Here is a 20718-nt window from a genome sequence, read left to right on the forward strand (position 1 = left end):
ATTGTTAATGATTTATGTTATTTTTGTTAAAATAACTGTGTCAATGTATCGTTAATTTAGTAGGAAGGTTTTATTACTTTAAACTAATAAAATAAAGGCACAAAAAAACACCAAATCTTCATCTGATGTTTTTTTGTACTATAAAATTGGCGTGATTAATAGATTAGTCACCTATCAAAATCTCTAATATCTTTATCGCAGCATCGCTGATTTTTGTACCTGGGCCAAAAACAGCTACTGCACCTGCGTCAAATAGATATTGATAGTCTTGTGAGGGGATAACTCCGCCCACAACGACCATAATGTCTTCTCTTCCATATTTTTTTAGTTCTTCGATCACTTGTGGAACCAAGGTTTTGTGGCCTGCTGCCAAAGAGGAAACTCCTAGAATGTGAACGTCATTCTCAACTGCTTGTTTGGCAGCTTCAGCAGGAGTTTGAAATAGCGGACCAATGTCCACGTCAAAGCCTACATCAGCGTAACCGGTAGCTACTACTTTTGCTCCGCGATCGTGTCCGTCTTGCCCCATTTTTGCAATCATGATTCTAGGGCGACGACCTTCCTGCTTGGCAAAGGCATCTGCTAGCTGTTTTGCTTTCTCAAAACTTTTATCGTCTTTTATTTCTTTACTATACACACCGCTAAAGGATTTAATTTGTGCTTTATACCTTCCAAAAACAGTTTCCAGGGCGTCGCTAATTTCACCTAACGTAGTTCGGTTTCTTGCAGCATCTACGGCTAGTTCCAATAAATTACCTTCTCCAGTTTGGGCGCAAAGGATTAGTTTTTTGAGTGATTCCTGTACTTTTTCAGAGTTTCTAGTTGCCTTGATACGATCTAATTGTTCCAGTTGTTGCTTGCGCACCATCTGGTTATCTACATCCAGAATTTGTAAAGGGTCTTCCTTTTCCAAGCGGTATTTGTTGACACCCACAATTATATCTTGTGAGCTGTCAATACGCGCTTGTTTTCTGGCGGCCGCTTCTTCAATTCTTAGTTTAGGGATTCCGGCTTCAATGGCTTTTGTCATTCCGCCAAGTTCTTCTACTTCTTCTATTAGCTTCCATGCGCTTTCTGCAATTTCATGTGTCAGACTTTCAACATAATAGCTTCCGGCCCAAGGATCAACTGTTTTTGTAATTTTGGTTTCTTCCTGCAGGTATATTTGTGTGTTCCTTGCAATTCTTGCAGAAAAGTCAGTAGGCAAGGCGATAGCTTCATCAAGAGCATTAGTATGAAGAGATTGTGTTCCTCCAAATGCTGCTGCTGCTGCTTCAATACAAGTTCGAGCTACATTATTAAATGGGTCTTGCTCTGTTAAACTCCATCCGCTGGTTTGGCAATGCGTTCTTAAAGCTAATGATTTATCATCTTTTGGATCAAACTGTTTTACTAATTTGGCCCAGATCATTCTACCGGCACGCATTTTGGCTATCTCCATAAAATGGTTCATTCCTATAGCCCAGAAGAAGGAAAGACGTGGCGCAAAATCATCAATTTTCATTCCAGTTGATAAACCAGTTTTGATATATTCTAATCCATCGGCAAGAGTATAGGCCAATTCAATATCAGCCGTTGCACCTGCTTCCTGCATATGGTAACCTGATATCGATATGGAATTGAATTTCGGCATTTTTTTGCTCGTATATTCAAATATATCTGCAATGATTTTCATCGAGGGAGTAGGCGGGTAGATGTAAGTGTTACGAACCATGAATTCCTTAAGAATGTCATTTTGTATGGTTCCAGAAAGCTTTTCAGGTTTAACACCCTGCTCTTCAGCAGCCACGATGTAAAATGCCATTATAGGCAAAACTGCGCCGTTCATGGTCATTGATACCGACATTTCGTCTAATGGAATCTGATCAAACAATACTTTCATATCCTCTACAGAATCTATGGCCACGCCCGCTTTTCCCACATCTCCTACCACACGTTCGTGGTCTGAATCGTAGCCACGGTGAGTGGGTAAATCAAATGCTATGGAGAGGCCTTTTTGACCCGCGGCAAGATTACGTCTGTAAAAAGCATTGCTTTCTTCAGCGGTTGAAAATCCAGCATATTGGCGAATCGTCCAGGGACGGCGTACATACATGGTTGTGTATGGGCCACGTAAATTGGGCGCAAAACCAGCTGCAAAATCAAGATGTGTGAGATTCTCGACATCTTTTTCAGAATAGGTTTCTTTGAGTTCGATTCCTTCGGCGGTCAAGTAGTTTTCGGCCGATGAATTTGTAGTATCGGTATTGGGCTTTTGAGCTTCTAGTTGAATATGTTTGAGGTCATTTCTTATCATTTCTGACTCTGATTTACAAGATTTGTAATTGATTACTGTGGTTGAAACTTATTCTAAATCGAGACGTTCCTGCTCAATTTTCTCGGCCAGACGTTTCTCAATAATAGGGGTGATAAGGGTTTTTCGTGGTTTTATTTTTACAAAAGGGAACAATTCTAAATCGTGTTTCATCTTGTCGTCTTTGTTGGGATATTTATTGGTTCCTAACAACACTTCTTTCCCTGAATCAAAAAGCTCTTGCTCCTTGTCAGCACTTTCCTGTATTTTTCTTTTGATGATTCCTTCATTCAATTGCTTTAGGAAACCACCGGTAGCCTCGATGTCTTTAAACAAGACCAATGCTTTTTCGGCAAGCTGGCTGGTAAGCGTTTCTATATAGTAGCTTCCATCAGCGGGATTATTGACCTTGTCAAAATAACTTTCGTTTTTAAGAACTAGCAATTGGTTTCTGGCGATTCTGTCCCCAAATTCATTGTCTTTATGGTATAATGAGTCGTACGGTAAATTAGCAATGGCATCTGCTCCTCCTATAATTCCCGACATGCATTCAGTAGTAGTACGCAACATATTTATATTGTAATCGTATAGCGTTTTGTTTCGTTTTGTAGGCGAAACAAGAAGATGACAGTCTAAAGTATGACCGTATTCTTTGGCTATTAAATTAAAAAGTACTCGGAATGCGCGCAATTTGGCAATTTCAAAAAAGTAGTTGGTTCCTACTGAAACTTCAAAAACAATTGGTTTATTGATAATTGGAATTCTATTGAAATATTCATTGGCGTGTGCCAGACCGTAGGCAATTTGCTGAACCATATTGGCTCCTGCATTTTGGTATAATCCAGCATCAATACTTATTATAGAACTGTTTGGTGTCGCTGTTGCTAACAAGTTAAGCGTGTCAAAATTATTCTTATCTTCAGTTTTAAACCAGTTGCCCTCTTTGGCTAACTGTCCGATTGGATCGAGGTTGTAAAACGCAAGGGCCTTTTTTTGTAAGACTATAACATCAATCTTTTTAACGAAATCGATTGAGATAAAGTTCAAGTTAAAATAAATGGTAACGTTTTCCAGAGGTAAGTTCTGCAATAGTTTTACCACGTCAATTGTTTCGTCCTCAATAGTAAAGCGAAGACTTTCGGCACCACGTAAGAGTGTGTCCAAAGCTCTTTCCACCGATTTCTCGATATCAAAAACAAAAATATTTTGACAAATCTTACATTCCGAAGCTTTTGTGGTAACTGGAAAAGATTTTGTAAACTCATCCTTATGGTAAAAAGGCTTTACCTTAATGTCTTCTGGGGAATTCCAAATCAAAGTTTCATTGTAATCCGCACCCTTAAGTTCAAATTGTATTTTTTGTTTCCATTGCTTGGAGCTAACCGGATCGAAATCTTCGAATAAATTAGTGGCCATTTTAATTGTTGTTTTTAATAATTCAAGATTTAGTGCTGTTTTCAATGCTGTCACCTTCTAATTCTATAATATAAATATCCTCGTTTTCTTTTTTCATATAGTACTTTTCACGAGCGTACTTTTCTATTTGTTCTGGATTCTTCAGCTGTTTTATTTGCTCTTCGTCCTTCTTTATTTCCTCCTTGTAATATTCTTTATTGTCTTCGAGCTCACTGATTTGGTTGTCTAAAAAACGATGATCAAAATAAGAATAGTTGTCCAGAAATATCATCCAAGCCGCAAAAAACAACAATACCCACACATATTTATTGCTCAGAAATTTAAACCAAGGTTTGTCTTTATATGGATTTGTCATTTTTTTTTTTTTAGCCCCGATAGAGCCGATATCCCACGTTTTTTAACGTGGATAAGGGCGAAAGCGGGAAATAGCTCCTTATTCTTCCTATTTTTAAAAAGAGGTCATGGAGCTTAATTAGGTTAAAAATACAATAAAATTATAGAATTCTTTGATTTATTACGGCTCTAACTACATCAATGGCTACAGTATTGTATTTGTCATTGGGTATAATAATGTCAGCAAAGGCTTTTGTAGGCTCAATAAACTGCTGATGCATTGGTTTTAGTGTATTTTGATAGCGATTTAGTACTTCGTCCATATCGCGTCCTCGATCTGCAATATCTCGTTTTAATCGACGTATCAATCTTTCATCAGAGTCTGCATGTACATAGATTTTTACGTCAAATAAATCCCTTAGTTCTGGATTAGCGAGAATTAAAATTCCTTCCACAATCATTACTTTTCTCGGGTGGGTAGTAATTGTATCTTCTGTTCTGTTGTGAGTTACAAAAGAATAGACCGGTTGGTGGATTGTTTTTTCAGCTTTAAGTTCCTTCAGATGGGCAACTAATAATTCAAAATCAATAGCACGAGGGTGATCAAAATTGATAAGAGCCCGTTCATCAAAACTTAAGTTGTGGTTTTCCTTGTAATAGGAATCTTGAGAAATAATTCCTACTTCCTTTTCAGGTAATTCATTCATAATCTGATGAACTACGGTTGTTTTTCCGCTTCCTGTTCCGCCTGCAATCCCTATAATGAGCATAAATCGTGGTGTTATTTATTGATGGCACAAAAATAGCGATTTTATTGGGAGTGAATTTTGTTTTTTTAAATCTTTTAATGAATTAGGGAGTTTTAATTTGGAGCTAATCCAACTGTATGTTTCAAGTTCTTGCTTGAATTAGTTTTTTCTATTGTCCTGCAAGGAGCTTCCTTTGGTCGCTCTCTCAGGCCTAGAAAAAAATATAATTCAATCCGCGAAGCTTTTCACTTCCATTTGGGCTAATTTTCATTGTTTGTTATTCGATTTTAGGCAAAAAAGAGTGAACCGAAAAAACGACTCACTCTTTTTAAAAAGAATTCAGATCTTAATTATTTATTCTTTTTTGCTTTAATCATCATTTCCAGTTGGTCCCAAAGCTCTTCGGGAATTGCTTCTAGAATATTAAATTGTCCAGCTCCTTTCAGCCATTCACCACCGTCGATTACCACTACTTCACCATTTATGTAGGCAGAAAAATCAGAAACCATATAGGCGGCTAGATTAGCCAGTTCCTGGTGGTCTCCCACACGTTTTAAAGGTACTTTCTTAGCCATATCAAATTTTTCTGCAAGGTCACCAGGCAACAATCTATCCCAGGCGCCTTTAGTTGGGAATGGTCCGGGTGCAATCGCATTAGATCGAATTCCGTATTTAGCCCATTCTACAGCTAGACTTCTTGTCATGGCTAGAACTCCCGCTTTCGCAGTGGCACTAGGCACTACATAGGATGAACCTGTCCAGGCATAAGTAGTCACAATATTCAAAATGGTCGAAGAGGTTTGTTTTGAATCGATCCAGTGCTTTCCAAAAGCCAATGTACAGTTTTTTGTTCCTTTTAAAACAATATCAATTACAGTATCAAATGCATTGGCTGATAGCCTTTCTGTTGGCGAAATGAAATTTCCAGCAGCATTGTTTAGCAAAACATCTACCTTTCCAAAAGCTTTCAATACTTCTTGTAACATGTTTTCAACCTGGTCATAATGACGAACGTCACATTGTAAAGGCAAACAAGTACCAGCCGTTTCAGACTCTAGTTCTGAGGCTGTATTCTTTAGTTTGTCTAAATCTCTCGACGTTATTGCTACTTTAGCTCCAAGTTCTAAGAAGTACTTTGTCATCGCTTTTCCTAAACCGCTACCGCCGCCAGTTACTACTATTACTTTGCCTTTTAAAGCGTCATCACGTAACATTTTATCTGTATAATTCATATCGTATTATTTTTTTGAATTGTAAATATAATAAATAAATAGTATGCACGCATAATAAAATGAGCATTACTATAGTTATATGCTGCACAATCTTTTAGCTGCTTCCTCTAAAGTTGCATTGTCCTTTGCAAAGCAAAAACGGATCAAGTGTAGGTCTTTTGCATCAGCATAAAATGTTGAAATAGGGATGGCAGCTACGCCATGTTCCATAATTAATCTTTTGCAGAAATCCAGGTCATTTTCATTAGAGATAGCAGAATAGGAGGCTACTTGAAAATAGGTTCCTTCACACGTCATGAGTTTAAATCTACTGTTCTTGAGTAACTGTCTGAAATAATCTCTTTTCTCCTGATACATACTACTGATTTCTTGAACTGAGACAATGTCTAAATAGTCACTTATGGCTACCTGAGATAGACTATTGACGCTAAAAACTAAAAATTGATGCACCTTTTTTATTTCCTTCATCAAATGTTCTGGCGCAACGAGATAACCCACTTTCCAACCAGTTATATGAAATGTTTTTCCAAAAGAAGAAACTACGATACAACGCTTTAAAAGCGCGCTACGCGTATGTGCTGAAATGTGTTTCTCTTCAAATGTGATGTATTCATACACTTCATCCGAGAGTAGGGTTATATTGGGGAATTTTCGCAATAGCTTTTCTAGGGCCTCAAAATCCGTTATGGTTAAAATTTTCCCCGTGGGATTATGTGGATTGTTGATGATAATCATTTTAGTTTTTGAGGAACACGCTTTCTCTATTGTTTCCCAATTAGTGGTATAATCATCATTAAGAGCAATACGAACGGGCTTAGCATTAGATAAAAGAACTGGCGCTTCATAGCAGTCATAACTTGGTTCAAGGATAATAACTTCATCTTCAGTGTCAACTAATGCTTGTATTGTAGCGAAAATGCCCTGTGTGGCTCCAGCAGTTACAAGTATTTCAGTTTCTGGTTGAAGAATTCTACCATAAGAATTATGGACTAAAACAGCTATTTTTGATAGGAGAGATGGGTAACCTGCCATGGGAAGGTATTGATGCACGTCTTTTTTTGCTAAGTTGGCCACGATATTTGTAAGTCTTTCGTCAACTGGAAAATTAGGGAATCCTTGAGAGAGATTTATAGCATTGTATTCGGCCGCCATCTTAGACATGATTGTAAAGATACTTGTAATGATATTTGGAAGCTTTGACATACTTTTATTTTTAGTGATTTAAAAGTAGGCAAATGGTTTGGGTTTGTAAAATGTTATTTTTAGATTTATTTCTTCTGAAAATTTATAACCGATATTCATCGTTGTGTTTCGCTAATTTTTCTAGTTCAAAAAAAGAAAGCACTCCAGTTGAAGTGCTTTACTAGTAGATTTATTCTTAAATTTTATTTTTCAGGTTTCGGCATATCTGAGTTGCCCATGTCTCTTATGCAGATGTATTTCCCGTCTCTTTTTTCAAAAAGACTCATGAAATTTCCACTCATCATTTTGGTGTTTGTGGAATCTACAACTGTATATCCTCCAATTTCGACAACCTGATTGCCATCATTTGCAACATGTACTTCTTTGGTTTCAAAGCTTATTTTTGCAGCTTTTGGAAAAGTCATTATATCTTCTTTCATTGATTCATGAATCGCTGCCTTGCTTTCCAATGGTTTTTTTTCGCTGGAGAAACTAACAGCATCATCCGCATAATACATTATGCCGTCTATATTTCTCGTATTGTATGCGGCAGCAAAGGCGTCTTCCATCGCTTGAATTTCAGTTTTAATAGCGTCTTTGTCTACTGTTACTGTGGGAGCCTCTTTTTTTTCGTTGCAACCAATGAACAAAGACATGATAAGCAGCACTAAACCTCCCTTTAAAATCTTGTTTTTCATAATTAAATTTATTTAAAATTGATAATTGTGATTTTTTTTAGATAGGGGATATTAAATTTAATTATAAAATATTGATAATCAATAATATGTATATATTTTTTTTCAAATAATTTTTTTATCATCAAAGTGATAAAGTCGTTTTAATAACAGATTAAGTCTTTTTAATAGGAATATTTCCAAAACCAATAAAAGAGGAAGGCAAAAAAAAAACTGACTATTGAAAAACAAATTCGTTTTTAATAGTCAGTTTTATATCGTGTTTAAGTGAAATTATTTTTTCTCAATATTGTAATCATAATTTCGGCCGTTATGATACCCATCCATAAAGGCAGCTTTAGATTCTTTCCAGTTGTAAACACTTTCTATGATAAATAGAGCAACCATTGTTAGTATCACTCCTGTAAGGAAATTTTTTAGTCCGTTCACTTTTTGGTATGTAAATGCTTTTGAAATATTTTTTAGTTTGTTTTAGTTGCAGCCGGTTGGTTGTAACCATCATTCCAGCCTCTTAAAAATTCACTTTTGGTTTCTTTCCAGCTGTAGATAGATTCTATTGCAAAGAAGGCAATCATACCTAATATAAATATCCTAATGTCTCTTTTGGTTATTTTCACTTTAATTAGTTTACGGGTTTAGTTTTTACTAAGATATAAAAATATTCCATTTGGAATCTAAAAATTACATTTTATGAATTATAAAGATAGTGGGACGTTTATGTAAATCGATAGTTTCTTTCTTCCAAGCCGCAATTTTCTTGGTCTTGATATATTCTGTTGGAAGTGTAATATCAGTAGCTATACATAAATGTGTTTCGGGATTTAGAGTCTGCAATAAATCTTCTAATAACTTATTGTTGCGATATGGAGTTTCAATGAAAATTTGAGATTGATTATGTTCGAATGAAATCCTTTCCAGACTTTTGAAACTAGCTCTCTTCTCGTCTTTTTCAATAGGTAAATAACCGTGGAACGTAAAACTTTGACCGTTCATTCCAGAAGCCATCATAGCCAAAAGAATTGAAGAAGGACCCACTAGTGGAATCACTTGTATTCCTTTTTCATGAGCTAATTTTACGATAACTGCACCAGGATCAGCTACTCCAGGGCAACCTGCTTCGCTCATTAACCCCATATTTTTACCTTCTAATAAAGGTTTGATGAAATCAAGATGCTCTTTTACTTCGGTCCGTTTGTTTAAAGTAAAGAGTACCAATTCAGATTGTTTTTTTTCAGGGTTAACTTCTTTAATTGATTTACGAGCTGTTTTGTCGTTTTCAACAATGTAATGGTCAATAAAATCAATGGTTCTTTTTACAGTTTGAGGCAAAACATCCATAGGGTCACAATCGCCCATAGTGGTTGGGATTAGGTAGAGTTTTCCTAAAATGGTATTTGGTTTCATTGAAATCGATTTATGTTTGTAATCTAATTTAGAAATGCAAAGAACGGCATTAATAAAGAAATAGATAAGAATTTAGAGTTGAAAAAACTACCAAAGAAACTTATAGGTGGGTTTCTTTTAATTTGTTGGCTATAATGTCACAAACCTCGTTTAGCATATTGTAAACAATGTCAAATCCATTTGGCATACCAAAGTAAGGGTCAGGAACATCCACATTTTCATTTGGATATAGTTCATTCAGAATAATTTGGACTTTGTTTTTTTGCTCAGGAGTTTGTGCTAATTCGATTACATTATCATAATTGGATTTGTCCATGACGTAGATGTAATCATAAGTTTCAAAATCGGTACTGCTAAATTGTCGGCCTTTTTGGTTGGAAATATCAAGCTTGTTTTTTTTGGCGGTAGCAATAGAACGTGAATCGGGTGCATGGCCAATATGCCAGGAACCAGTTCCCGCTGAATCTACGCTGAATTTATCTTTGGGAAGTTTGGATGCCATAATACCTTCTGCCAATGGTGACCGACAAATATTTCCCAAACAAACCATTAAAATTTTTACTGGCATGATGCGTTTATAGCGTTAATTTTTTATGGATATCTTCAACAAATTTCTTGAATTGTTTGTCAGTGGCTACTAAGTTGTCCACAGTTTTGCAAGCGTGTAAAACTGTGGCGTGATCACGGTCACCAATCTGAGAACCGATATTTGCTAAAGATGCTTTCGTGAATTTTTTCGCGAAAAACATAGCCAATTGTCTTGCTTGGACTACATGTCTTTTTCTGGTTTTTGATTGCAATGTCTCAAGATCCAATTGGAAATAATCAGAAACTGTTTTTTGAATGTAATCGATAGAAATTTCTCTTTTTACATTTTTTACAAATTTCTCTACAACACTTTTCGCTAATTCAATAGTAACCTCTTTTTTGTTGAAAGAAGATTGTGCGATCAATGATATAATGGCGCCTTCTAATTCACGAACATTTGATTTAATGTTGCGTGCAACGTATTCGATAATTTCTTCAGGAATTTCAACACCGTCACGGTACAGAATGTTTTTCAAGATAGAAATTCTAGTTTCATAATCCGGTTGATGCAATTCAGCTGACAATCCCCATTTGAAACGAGATAATAAGCGTTGCTCAATATCTTGCATATCAACTGGCGCTTTATCTGAAGTCAGAATAACTTGTTTACCGTTTTGGTGCAAATAATTAAATATATGGAAAAACACGTCTTGAGTTCCTGATTTACCAGAAAGAAACTGAACATCGTCAATGATAAGGACGTCAATTAATTGGTAAAAATGGATAAAATCATTTCTGTTGTTTTTCTTTACCGAATCAATGTATTGTTGAGTAAATATTTCGGCTGAAATATACAAAACTGTTTTTTCAGGGTATTTGTCCTTGATCTCAACACCAATAGCGTGAGCAAGATGCGTTTTACCTAGACCTACACCTCCAAAGATTAATAATGGGTTAAAGGACGTTCCACCCGGTTTGTTGGCGACTGCCATACCTGCTGAACGTGCTAGTCTATTTGAATCTCCTTCTAGGAAATTGTCAAAACTATAGTTAGCATTCAGTTGTGATTCAATTTTTAAATTTCTGATTCCGGGAATTACAAAAGGATTTTTTAATTCCGGATCTAAGTTTTTAAAAGGAGCATCAACATTTTGCGGTTTCATAGGAGCGCGGTTCGCACTTGGCAATTGTTCCGTAAACGGTTGTTTGTTGCCATAAGTGTTTTCCATTTTGATTTTATAAAGTAACTTTGCGTTTTTACCAAGTTCTTTAGTCAAGGCTACTTTTAATAATTTTACATAGTGTTCTTCTAACCATTCGTAGAAAAATTTACTTGGAACTTGAATGTATAATGCGTTATCGGTAAGTTCAACTGATTTGATCGGTTCAAACCAAGTTTTGAATGCTTGGTCCTGAATATTGTCTTTAATAAAAGACAGGCAGTTTTCCCATACTGATTGAGCAGTTTTGTTCATAAATTCTAGGTAAATTATTTTATTTAGTAATCGTTGTCTTATTAAAAAATACCAAAAATATTGATATTTTTCGGGGTAACAAATATGTGAACAAATTTCTGTAAAAAAAAATTAATAGGGGTTGAATTTGTAAAAATATTGTTGTAAGTAGTATTGAGTGAGTCAAAATTTAATGATAATAATAGAAATAAAAGTATGAAAGAATATGAATTTAATGTAAGGGTAAGGTATTCTGAAACAGACCAAATGGGTGTTGTTTATCACGGTAATTATGCCCAGTATTTCGAGATGGGTCGTGTGGAATGGCTCAGAAACCTTGGGATTTCCTACAAATGGATGGAAGAGAGTGGAATTATGCTTCCGGTGGTTTCTTTGAATATAAATTATAAGAAACCGGCTCGGTATGATGACCTATTGACGGTTCGAACTATTTTTAAAAGTCAAACTTCGGTTAAGATTGAATTTGACTATGAGATTTACAATGAGAAAATGGAGTTATTAACAATTGCTAGTTCTACTTTGGTTTTTGTAGACATGAAAACGAGCCGGCCAACTGTTCCTCCTGAATATATAAATGAAAAACTTGCCGCGATTTAAAATAAGCGGATTTGAGCAAAATTATTCTTTAATTTTTATATCAATTTCGAATATGGAGTTAAAAATGTCGAATATCATTTCGGCATTTTTTTTTCGTATTTTTACCTCAATTAAGCCAATTGGTAATCCAGTTTCTTCTACTATTTCCATTTTCTGAGATACAATGTCTAGTTTTTTTTCTTTGATTACTCTCATGACTTTATTCATGTTTTTGTAATCAAATGATATTAGGTAGTGTACGTCTATTGTTTTTTCAATAATAGTGCAGTTTTCAAGGGTCATTTGAGCGGTAGTCTTGTATGCGGATATTAATCCTCCGACACCGAGCTTTGTACCCCCAAAAATACGAACTACAATCACAACAATATTTGTTACCGCAAAGGACTGTATTTGCCCGTAAATAGGCATTCCTGCGCTATTGCTTGGTTCCCCGTCATCATTAGCTCTATAAGAAAGAGTCTCTGTGCCTACTTGATAGGCATAGCAAAAATGCCCTGCGTGTGGATGTTTTTTTCTTAAAAGGTCAATGATAGCCTTTAATTCATCTTCAGATTGGATAGGAAAAGCATAACCAAAAAATTTGCTGCTCTTTTCTTTTAATAAAATCTCTTCTGAAGCAGCTTCAATGGTATTGTAGGTATCTTTAATTTTCAATAGGTATTCTTCTAAATTATATTTTTATTAAATAGGTCAACGACGTCTTCTTTGCCCACTTGTAGATTCCATACTTGGAGACCAAGTTCAGCTGCGGCATCTGTGTTTTCTTTTTTGTCGTCAATAAACAAAGTTCGTTTTGCCTGCAATTCATGTTTGTTTAAAATATAATTGTAAATTTCTGAATTGGGTTTGCGCATTTCTATTTCAAATGAAAAATAGACTTGTTCAAAACATTGGTAAAAATCACTGTAAAATGTAGTGCCAGATTTTTGTTCAAATTTCTCGATGTGTATTGCGTCAGTATTACTTAATAAAAAGAGCCTGTATTTTTTGGAAAGCATTTGAAGGAATTCAAGCCTATAAAGAGGAAATTCTAATAAAATCGCATTCCAAGCATATTCGATTTCTGTAGTACTTGCATGAGGGATGTGTTTTTGTATGCCTTGAAGAAAGTTATCTCTTGTGATTTTACCGGTCTCAAACTGAATGTTTAAATCGTTCAGATCATCATTCCACTGTGTCAACCCTAATTTTTTTAGGCCGGTAACAGTAGCTTGTTTGTCTAAATTGATAAAGACATCTCCAAAATCAAATATAATTGTATTAATCATGGTTTCTTGATATTATAAGTTCATCCTGGCCAATAAATTGCTTTTCAATATGGTTTTTGGGCAGAGTTGGTGCGGTTGTGCCTTCGGTGAAAATCGTATTTCCTGAAAAAAAACGGGCTTCGTCCCAAAGTTTTGCGTCAATAAAAGTTTGTAAAGTCTGACGGCCACCTTCAATAATTACGGATTGAATTTGGTGTCTGTACATCGCTTCCGCAAGTTGCTGTGCTATGTTTTTTTCGAAAGCAATATTCTCAAAGATAAGGTTTTCTTTGATAACATCTTGTCTGGATTTTGAAATAACAATAGTTTTTATTTGATTATCAAACACTTGGCTGTTGTTTGGGGTGCGGTTATTTAGGTCCAAAACCACTCTTATGGGGTTGTTTCCGGTCCAGTCGCGAACATCTAATTTTGGGTTGTCATCAATAACCGTTTGTGTCCCAACCAGTATCGCTTGTTCCTCGCTTCGCCATTTATGAACTAATTGCCTAGAATATTGATTTGTGATCCAAACTGGCCTTTTTTGATTTTCATTGAGTGTCTTTCTGAATTTAGCATCAGGAGCTATAAAACCATCTTCACTTTGTGCCCATTTTAAAATTATGTACGGTCTTTTTTTCTGATGAAAAGTAAAAAAGCGTTTGTTCAGTTCGTTGCATTCATTCTCAAGCACACCAACGCTTACCTTTGTTCCGGCTTCAATTAGTCTTTTTATACCGTTACCGGCAACTTTTACGTTTGGGTCTACGGTTCCAATTACAATATTCGGAATCTTATTTTTTATAATTAGGTCACAACAGGGTGGGGTTTTTCCAAAATGGCTACAAGGTTCCAGACTAACATAAATGGTGGCTTTATCTAAAAGTGATTTGTCTTTTACTGAATTTATGGCATTTACTTCTGCATGAGGTTCTCCTGCTTTTCTATGCCAACCTTCTCCAATTATCTTGTTGTCATAAACAATGACACTGCCCACTAAAGGATTTGGGTAAGTTGTTCCTAGTCCGTTTTTGGCTATTTGTATGCAACGCTCTATGTATTTTTCATGTATCTTCACAATGCAAAAGTAGTTATTTTTGAGTTTAGGATTTAGTTTTGAAACTTTTGAAAATAACAACAAACAATTTCTATTTTTGTATCATAAAAAATAAGTAATTATAATAATGGAAAATTGGGCTATTAGAGAGATTGAAAAAAGAGACAATCCAGCTGTTGCAGAATTGATACGTGCGGTTTTTGACGAGATGAATATCCCGAAAGTGGGAACTGCTTATGAAGATCCGTATTTGGATTTAATGTTTGAGGAATATAGCAAGCCTAAATCTGTATATTACGTCGTTGAAAATAACGGTAGAATAATGGGAGTGGCAGGCGTAGCTCCTCTTGAAAACGAAGCCGAATCAATCTGTGAACTGCAAAAGATGTATTTTAGGCCAGAAACTCGTGGCTTAGGAATAGGAGGTCACATGATGGCTAAATGTTTGCAAATGGCTAAAGAATTTGGTTTTAAACAATGCTATTTAGAAACGATGCCTTTCATGCATGGTGCTCAAAAACTGTATAAAAAAACAGGCTTCGTGAATATTGATGCTCCAATGGGATCTACTGGTCATACCTCTTGTCCTGTGTGGATGTTGAAGGAACTATAAATTATGAGTTTCTAAATTGAAACAGAAATACGATTAGAATGAAAATTAAACAATACCGAGACTTATTTACTAAAACGCTATCGCCAATTCACGGGGAAGGAGAAGCGGAAAGTTTCTTTTACTTAATACTAGAAGCAAACCATCGGTTGAAAAGAATTGATTTGGCTTTGCAACCTGATATGGAGTTTTCTGAGACAGAAATTTTGATATGGAATACTCTTGTGGAACAGTTGAAATTGGAAATTCCTATTCAATACCTATTGGGTGTTACTAGCTTTTATGGTTTAGATTTCGAGGTAAATTCTTCTGTTTTGATACCGCGACCAGAAACAGAAGAATTAGTAGAATGGATTTTAGAAAGTCAAAAGTCGATATCTGGAAGTGATAAACTCAGAATTTTGGATATTGGAACTGGAAGCGGTTGTATTGCAATTTCGTTGGCAAAGAATATTCCTCAGGCGCAAGTTTTTGCTATCGATGTTTCGCAACAGGCTTTGGCTACAGCCAAAAAAAATGCAGAAACAAACAAAGTTGAGGTGATTTTTATAAAGCAAAACATACTTCAAACCGATGATTTGAACCAGCAATTTGACGTTCTCGTTTCAAATCCTCCTTATGTTAGAAATCTGGAAAAACAGGAAATTAAGAAAAATGTCTTAGATAACGAGCCGCATTTAGCACTTTTTGTGGATGACAATGACGCTTTAATTTTTTATAGAAAAATAGCTGAATTGGCTCAAAAAAATCTAATTCCAAACGGACTATTGTTTTTTGAGATTAATCAATATTTAGGCGAGGAAACAGTAAGTCTACTAGCTGAGGTGGGTTTTAAAAACATAGAATTACGTAAAGATATTTATGGAAATGACCGAATGATTAAAGCAACGGTCTAGTAGACCATGTTTAGTTTTAAATTTTTGTACCGATTTAAGATTAGTTACTGCAGATTACTCATATCGCAAGGCTTCGATTGGGTCTAAAAATGCGGCTTTTATGGCTGGATATAAGCCGGATACGATAGCTACAATAAAACTAGTCAGAAAAGCTGCAAAAATGGCGATCCAAGGAATCACAAAGTCGAAACTAAAAGCAGTGGCTATCCCAAAGCCTATCAATATTCCTAAAATAATACCCACGATACCTCCAAGTTGCCCAATTAGTAATGTTTCTATGAAAAACTGAATTGCGACAGTAGATCTTTTTGCGCCCAAGGCTTTTCTAACTCCTATTTCTCTCGTACGTTCCGTAACAGAAACAATCATGATATTCATCAAAGCGATGGAAGATCCTAAAACGGTAATGATGCCTATTAACCAAGACGCGAGGCCAAGGTATTTAGTGATTCCAAGGATTCTATTGATAAGATCATCGCTTCGAACGACGCCAAAGTTATTGTCTTTTACTGGCTTCAACTTACGCACATTACGCATGGTAATAGTGGCGTGATCAATGGCCTGATCCAATAATTCTTTTTTGGTAACCATTACACTCATGGTGTAATTAATATTAGGTGCCGTAAATAAAGACCTTGCTAATTGAATTGGAATTAAAACTCTTAAATCCTGTTTATTGCCAAAAGTGGAACCTTTTTCTTTTAAAACACCGATTACTTTAAACCGTGCCCCTCGTATTGAAATTGTTTTGTCAATTGGATTAACGTCTTTTAAAAGGCCTTTTTCAAAATCAGAGCCCACAATGCAAACGTAGTTGTTGTTATCGATGTCGAAGCCCGTGAAGTTTCTTCCCACACTGGTTTCTAAACCTGAATTAGTCATAAACTGTTCATCGACACCAAGTACGGCAATTTCTGGGTCGGTTTTGTTTGCTTCATATTTCACTTCAGCATTAGAAGTTGCCGTAAATGAAAGTGAAGTTTCCGAAAAAGGATAATTGTATTTGCTCTTGAAAGCTACTGCTTCTGGGTAGGAAATGATCGGGTTTATGATTTTACGTTCTTCATTTCCCTGTCTTCTTATTGTATTTTCGTATTGTTTAATATTGAAAGTATTGGCTCCCATCGATGCGAAATCGGAGGAAATAGTGTTTTCTAAAGCGGATACTACAGTCAGGATTCCCACTAAGGCTGTAATTCCTATGGCGATAATTAATACGGTAAGAGTGGTTCGTAATAATTGTGTTCTGATTGAACCAACGGCAATCCGAACGTTTTCTTTAAATAAATTTAGCATCATAGTAGTTTGACACGAAAATACAATTTTTGTTACAAGTTTGTTTTGGAAGGAGCATTATTTATTTTAAAAATAAGATATTTGCAGTAGTAATTATGATATTTAAATAAGAGATTGCGATTTTGAAAAATCCATTTTAGTTATAATTCATAATGCATAATTTAAAATTCACAATTTATAATAATGGCATCAAAACCGAGTATACCAAAAGGGACAAGAGATTTTTCACCTGCTGAGGTGGCAAAACGACAATATATCATGCAAATTATCAAGAGCAATTTTGAAAAATTTGGTTTTCAACCCATAGAAACACCTTCATTTGAAAACTCCGAGACTCTAATGGGGAAATACGGGGAGGAAGGCGATCGTTTAATTTTTAAGATATTAAATTCAGGGGATTATTTGGCAAAAGCCAATGCATCTCATTTGGAAGCTAAGGATAGTACTAAATTAACGTCTAGTATTTCTGAAAAAGCCTTGCGTTACGATCTAACGGTACCTTTTGCAAGATACGTAGTACAACATCAGAATGACATTGAATTTCCTTTTAAAAGATATCAAATCCAACCGGTTTGGCGTGCTGACAGGCCTCAAAAAGGTCGTTTCAGAGAGTTTTTCCAATGTGATGCCGATGTTGTAGGCTCAAAATCCTTGTGGCAAGAAGTGGAATTAGTCCAACTTTACGATATGGTTTTTAGTGATTTGGGATTGAAAGGGGCGACTATTAAAATCAATAACAGAAAAATTTTATCTGGAATTGCTGAGGTAATTGGCGCATCGGATAAATTAATCGATTTCACTGTAGCTCTCGATAAATTGGATAAAATAGGGGAGGATGGTGTGAAAAAGGAAATGATCGAAAAAGGAATCTCTGAAGAAGCTATAACTAAAGTTCAGCCTCTTTTTAATTTCACAGGGAGTATCTCAGAGAAAATAGAAAAACTATCGCAACTATTAGTTTCTTCACAGGAAGGAATGAAAGGGGTCGAAGAGTTACGTTTTATATGCGATAATACCATGAATTTGGGATTGTCAACGGCTACTCTTGACTTGGATGTTACTTTGGCCCGTGGGTTGAATTATTATACAGGAGCTATTTTTGAAGTAGCACCGCCAAAAGAAGTAGCTATGGGATCCATAGGTGGTGGCGGACGATATGATGATTTGACAGGTATTTTTGGTTTAAAAAACATGAGTGGTGTTGGGATTTCTTTCGGGCTCGACCGTATTTATCTGGTTGTCGAAGAATTAAATCTGTTTCCGGAAACGGTTACTGCAACCACAAAAGCATTATTTATTAATTATGGAGACAGAGAAGCTTTTTATGCAATGAAAGCGATTCAGAAATTAAGGGTATCGGGTATTAAAGCAGAGTTGTATCCGGACAATGCAAAAGTGGCAAAGCAATTCCAACATGCTGATAGACGTAACATTCCGTTTGCGGTAATCATTGGGGAAAATGAAATGGCATCTGACAGTTTTGCTCTTAAAAACTTGGCAACAGGAGAGCAAGTTTCACTTGATTTTGAAGCTTTAAAGGAAGTGCTTTTGTAAATAAATTTTTGGGCGTAAAAAAAAGCTTTGTTTAAATAAACAAAGCTTTTTTTAATATGGGGTAATCACGAATTAATAATTGTACAGTAACTAACCATATTTTTAGATCAGAACCGATAACAAACTTAGAGAAAGTAAATCGTAATAGTCTTAAAATAATCTTAAAATTTAGATTCTGGTTGGTGATAAATGCACAAGGATTAAAATTCAGTAGATAAATGAGAATCAAAAAAGAATGACAATTTGACATTTAGTTAGAATTGGCAGTACTTTTGCATTCCATAGAAAAGTGCAAAAATGATGTTTAAAAATATTTTTAAAAATAAAGGTAATATGACTACTGAAAATACAGAAATCGATAAAGAGATGGATGATGTAACATTAGAGAACAATGCAAACGAAGAGGTTGTTGCTGATGAGTTAAGTGTTGAAGAGCAATTAACGCAAGACTTAGCGAAAGAGAAAGATAAATATTTACGATTATTTGCTGAATTTGAAAATTATAAAAGAAGAACCTCAAAAGAGCGTTTAGAGTTGTTTAAAACGGCTAATCAAGAAGTTTTGTTGGTTATGCTGCCTGTTTTAGACGATTTTGACAGAGCTATGGTTGAAATAAGTAAGTCTGATGATAAATTACTTTTAAAAGGAGTGGAGCTAATCCATGAAAAATTAAAAGGAACTTTAGTTTCAAAAGGACTAGAGCAAGTTGAGATTAAAAATGGTGATACATTTGATGCTGATTTTGCTGAGGCAATCACGCAAATTCCAGCTCCATCCCCAAAGATGAAAGGAAAAATTGTTGATGTGATTGAAAAAGGATACAAATTAGGCGATAAGATCATTCGTTTTCCAAAAGTTGTTATTGGGCAATAGTGGAGCCGCGATTCGTCGCATCCAATTAATATGAGACGCAATAAATAACGTCTGTACCAATAATGCGATTGGTCGAAGTTGTGCCATTCAAAAATAAAAAAATGAAAAAAGATTTTTACGAGATATTAGGTATTTCAAAAAGTGCAGATGCTGCAGCAATAAAGAAAGCCTACAGAAAAAAAGCATTAGAGCATCATCCTGACAAGAACCCTGACGACAAATCGGCAGAAGAAAAGTTTAAATTAGCTGCAGAGGCGTATGAGGTTTTAAGTGATCCAAACAAAAAAGCAAAATACGATCAATATGGTCATCAAGCTTTTGATGGTTCCGGCGGTTTTGGCGGCGGCGGCGGTCAAGGTGGAATGAATATGGATGATATTTTTAGCCAGTTCGGAGATATTTTCGGTAGCGCCTTTGGAGGCGGTGGCGGATTTGGGGGCGGTGGCGGAGGTCAACGCAGAACCAAAGGGAGTAATCTTCGCATCAAAGTGAAATTGACTCTTGAAGAAATTGCAAATGGAGTTGAGAAAAAGGTAAAGGTTAAACGTAAAGTTCAAGCACCAGGCGTTTCTTATAGAACTTGTTCTACTTGTAATGGTCAAGGTCAAGTAATGAGAGTGACTAATACGATATTGGGAAGAATGCAATCAGCTTCTACCTGTCCTACTTGTGCTGGTTCAGGTCAGATTCTGGATAAAAAACCAGCAGAAGCAGATTCGCAAGGTATGATTACTGAAGACGATACCGTTTCTATAAAAATTCCTGCAGGTGTGGTTGACGGAATGCAATTGAAAGTTTCTAATAAAGGTAACGATGCTCCAGGGAACAGTGTTCCAGGAGATTTGATTGTAGCGATCGAAGAGTTGGAGCACCAATTCTTGAAGCGTGAAGGTGAGAATTTACATTATGATTTATATATCAGTTTTTCTGAAGCAGTTCTTGGAATATCAAAAGATATCGAGGCTATAAATGGAAAAGTGAGAATTAAACTGGAAGAAGGAATTCAATCCGGCAAGATTCTCAGATTAAAAGGAAAAGGAATTCCGAGTATCAATGGTTATGGGAATGGTGATTTGTTGGTACATGTAAATGTATGGACGCCAAAAACCTTAAACAAAGATCAGAGGCAATTTTTCGAGAAGAATGTGACGGATGAAAATTTCATTCCAAATCCTGAAAAATCAGACAAATCATTTTTTGAAAAAGTAAAAGATATGTTTTCGTAATTTATAGAAAGCTTAAAAATTTAAAATTAGTTCCCCATCCTTGTTAAAATAAGGA

Annotated in this window: 22 protein-coding genes; 6 read left to right on the top strand and 16 right to left on the bottom strand. The window is 35.6% G+C overall.

Features of this window, described 5'->3' with window-relative positions:
* Window positions 1-163: 163 nt before the first annotated feature.
* From scpA to dnaA, 12 genes are all read right to left on the bottom strand, one after another.
* Complete coding sequence (scpA, locus tag HJ01_RS08000; RefSeq protein ID WP_007137850.1) at window positions 164-2296, bottom strand: methylmalonyl-CoA mutase; 2133 nt, start codon at window positions 2294-2296, stop codon at window positions 164-166.
* A 48-nt stretch (window positions 2297-2344) separates the two neighbouring features.
* On the bottom strand, window positions 2345-3709 hold the full coding sequence (locus HJ01_RS08005; protein ID WP_040473803.1) for a methylmalonyl-CoA mutase subunit beta: 1365 nt from the start codon (window positions 3707-3709) through the stop codon (window positions 2345-2347).
* 22 nt (window positions 3710-3731) lie between these two features.
* A complete protein-coding gene (locus HJ01_RS08010) occupies window positions 3732-4064 on the bottom strand; it encodes an FtsB family cell division protein (protein ID WP_007137852.1) in 333 nt (110 codons plus the stop codon).
* Between the two features lie 139 nt (window positions 4065-4203).
* Window positions 4204-4812, bottom strand: a complete 609-nt coding sequence (udk, locus tag HJ01_RS08015; protein ID WP_007137853.1) for a uridine kinase — start codon at window positions 4810-4812, stop codon at window positions 4204-4206.
* 329 nt (window positions 4813-5141) lie between these two features.
* Window positions 5142-6023, bottom strand: a complete 882-nt coding sequence (locus HJ01_RS08020) for an SDR family oxidoreductase (protein WP_007137854.1) — start codon at window positions 6021-6023, stop codon at window positions 5142-5144.
* A 75-nt stretch (window positions 6024-6098) separates the two neighbouring features.
* Window positions 6099-7226, bottom strand: coding sequence for a methionine aminotransferase (locus tag HJ01_RS08025; protein ID WP_007137855.1), 1128 nt, complete (start codon window positions 7224-7226; stop codon window positions 6099-6101).
* A 182-nt stretch (window positions 7227-7408) separates the two neighbouring features.
* Window positions 7409-7903, bottom strand: a complete 495-nt coding sequence (locus HJ01_RS08030) for a YybH family protein (RefSeq protein ID WP_007137857.1) — start codon at window positions 7901-7903, stop codon at window positions 7409-7411.
* Window positions 7904-8173: 270 nt separating this feature from the next.
* A complete protein-coding gene (locus HJ01_RS17630; protein WP_157999916.1) occupies window positions 8174-8329 on the bottom strand; it encodes a hypothetical protein in 156 nt (51 codons plus the stop codon).
* Between the two features lie 32 nt (window positions 8330-8361).
* The gene (locus HJ01_RS17635; RefSeq protein ID WP_157999917.1) at window positions 8362-8517 is read right to left on the bottom strand and encodes a hypothetical protein; all 156 of its coding nucleotides are present in this window, start codon (window positions 8515-8517) and stop codon (window positions 8362-8364) included.
* A gap of 64 nt (window positions 8518-8581) precedes the next feature.
* Window positions 8582-9304: an SAM-dependent methyltransferase gene (locus tag HJ01_RS08035; protein WP_007137861.1), complete on the bottom strand. Its 723-nt coding sequence runs from the start codon at window positions 9302-9304 to the stop codon at window positions 8582-8584.
* A 100-nt stretch (window positions 9305-9404) separates the two neighbouring features.
* Window positions 9405-9872, bottom strand: a complete 468-nt coding sequence (locus HJ01_RS08040) for a low molecular weight protein-tyrosine-phosphatase (protein WP_007137862.1) — start codon at window positions 9870-9872, stop codon at window positions 9405-9407.
* 7 nt (window positions 9873-9879) lie between these two features.
* Window positions 9880-11307, bottom strand: coding sequence for a chromosomal replication initiator protein DnaA (dnaA, locus tag HJ01_RS08045; RefSeq protein WP_007137863.1), 1428 nt, complete (start codon window positions 11305-11307; stop codon window positions 9880-9882).
* Between the two features lie 195 nt (window positions 11308-11502).
* On the opposite strand from dnaA, the gene HJ01_RS08050 reads away from it, so the two are divergent.
* On the top strand, window positions 11503-11904 hold the full coding sequence (locus HJ01_RS08050; RefSeq protein WP_007137864.1) for an acyl-CoA thioesterase: 402 nt from the start codon (window positions 11503-11505) through the stop codon (window positions 11902-11904).
* A gap of 21 nt (window positions 11905-11925) precedes the next feature.
* Here HJ01_RS08050 and HJ01_RS08055 read toward each other — a convergent pair whose 3' ends face one another.
* The 3 genes from HJ01_RS08055 to ribD are packed head-to-tail and all read right to left on the bottom strand — an operon-like array spanning window position 11926 to window position 14229.
* Window positions 11926-12558 carry an IMPACT family protein gene (locus HJ01_RS08055; RefSeq protein ID WP_007137865.1) on the bottom strand — a complete coding sequence of 211 codons (633 nt, stop codon included), beginning with the start codon at window positions 12556-12558 and terminating at the stop codon, window positions 11926-11928.
* 11 nt (window positions 12559-12569) lie between these two features.
* A complete protein-coding gene (locus tag HJ01_RS08060; protein WP_007137866.1) occupies window positions 12570-13172 on the bottom strand; it encodes an HAD family hydrolase in 603 nt (200 codons plus the stop codon).
* A complete protein-coding gene (ribD, locus tag HJ01_RS08065) occupies window positions 13165-14229 on the bottom strand; it encodes a bifunctional diaminohydroxyphosphoribosylaminopyrimidine deaminase/5-amino-6-(5-phosphoribosylamino)uracil reductase RibD (RefSeq protein ID WP_040473804.1) in 1065 nt (354 codons plus the stop codon). Before ribD ends, HJ01_RS08060 begins: the two co-directional genes overlap by 8 nt.
* A 106-nt stretch (window positions 14230-14335) precedes the next feature.
* On the opposite strand from ribD, the gene HJ01_RS08070 reads away from it, so the two are divergent.
* Window positions 14336-14821, top strand: coding sequence for a GNAT family N-acetyltransferase (locus tag HJ01_RS08070; RefSeq protein WP_007137868.1), 486 nt, complete (start codon window positions 14336-14338; stop codon window positions 14819-14821).
* Window positions 14822-14859: 38 nt separating this feature from the next.
* Window positions 14860-15714, top strand: coding sequence for a peptide chain release factor N(5)-glutamine methyltransferase (gene prmC, locus HJ01_RS08075; protein ID WP_007137869.1), 855 nt, complete (start codon window positions 14860-14862; stop codon window positions 15712-15714).
* Window positions 15715-15768: 54 nt separating this feature from the next.
* On the opposite strand, the gene HJ01_RS08080 is transcribed toward prmC, so the two are convergent.
* A complete protein-coding gene (locus HJ01_RS08080; RefSeq protein WP_007137870.1) occupies window positions 15769-17013 on the bottom strand; it encodes an ABC transporter permease in 1245 nt (414 codons plus the stop codon).
* Between the two features lie 180 nt (window positions 17014-17193).
* Here HJ01_RS08080 and hisS point away from each other — a divergent pair, with 180 nt between their 5' ends.
* From hisS to dnaJ, 3 genes are all read left to right on the top strand, one after another.
* Window positions 17194-18564 (top strand): histidine--tRNA ligase, encoded by a 1371-nt coding sequence (gene hisS, locus HJ01_RS08085; RefSeq protein WP_007137871.1) that lies wholly within the window; start codon window positions 17194-17196, stop codon window positions 18562-18564.
* Window positions 18565-18861: 297 nt separating this feature from the next.
* Entirely contained in the window at window positions 18862-19437 is a 576-nt protein-coding gene (locus HJ01_RS08090; protein WP_040473787.1) for a nucleotide exchange factor GrpE, read from the top strand.
* A gap of 101 nt (window positions 19438-19538) precedes the next feature.
* Window positions 19539-20663: a molecular chaperone DnaJ gene (dnaJ, locus tag HJ01_RS08095; protein ID WP_007137873.1), complete on the top strand. Its 1125-nt coding sequence runs from the start codon at window positions 19539-19541 to the stop codon at window positions 20661-20663.
* Window positions 20664-20718: the final 55 nt, after the last annotated feature.

Origin of the sequence: Flavobacterium frigoris PS1 (assembly GCF_000252125.1) — a bacterium.
In the GTDB taxonomy this organism is placed as follows: Bacteria; Bacteroidota; Bacteroidia; order Flavobacteriales; family Flavobacteriaceae; genus Flavobacterium; species Flavobacterium frigoris_A.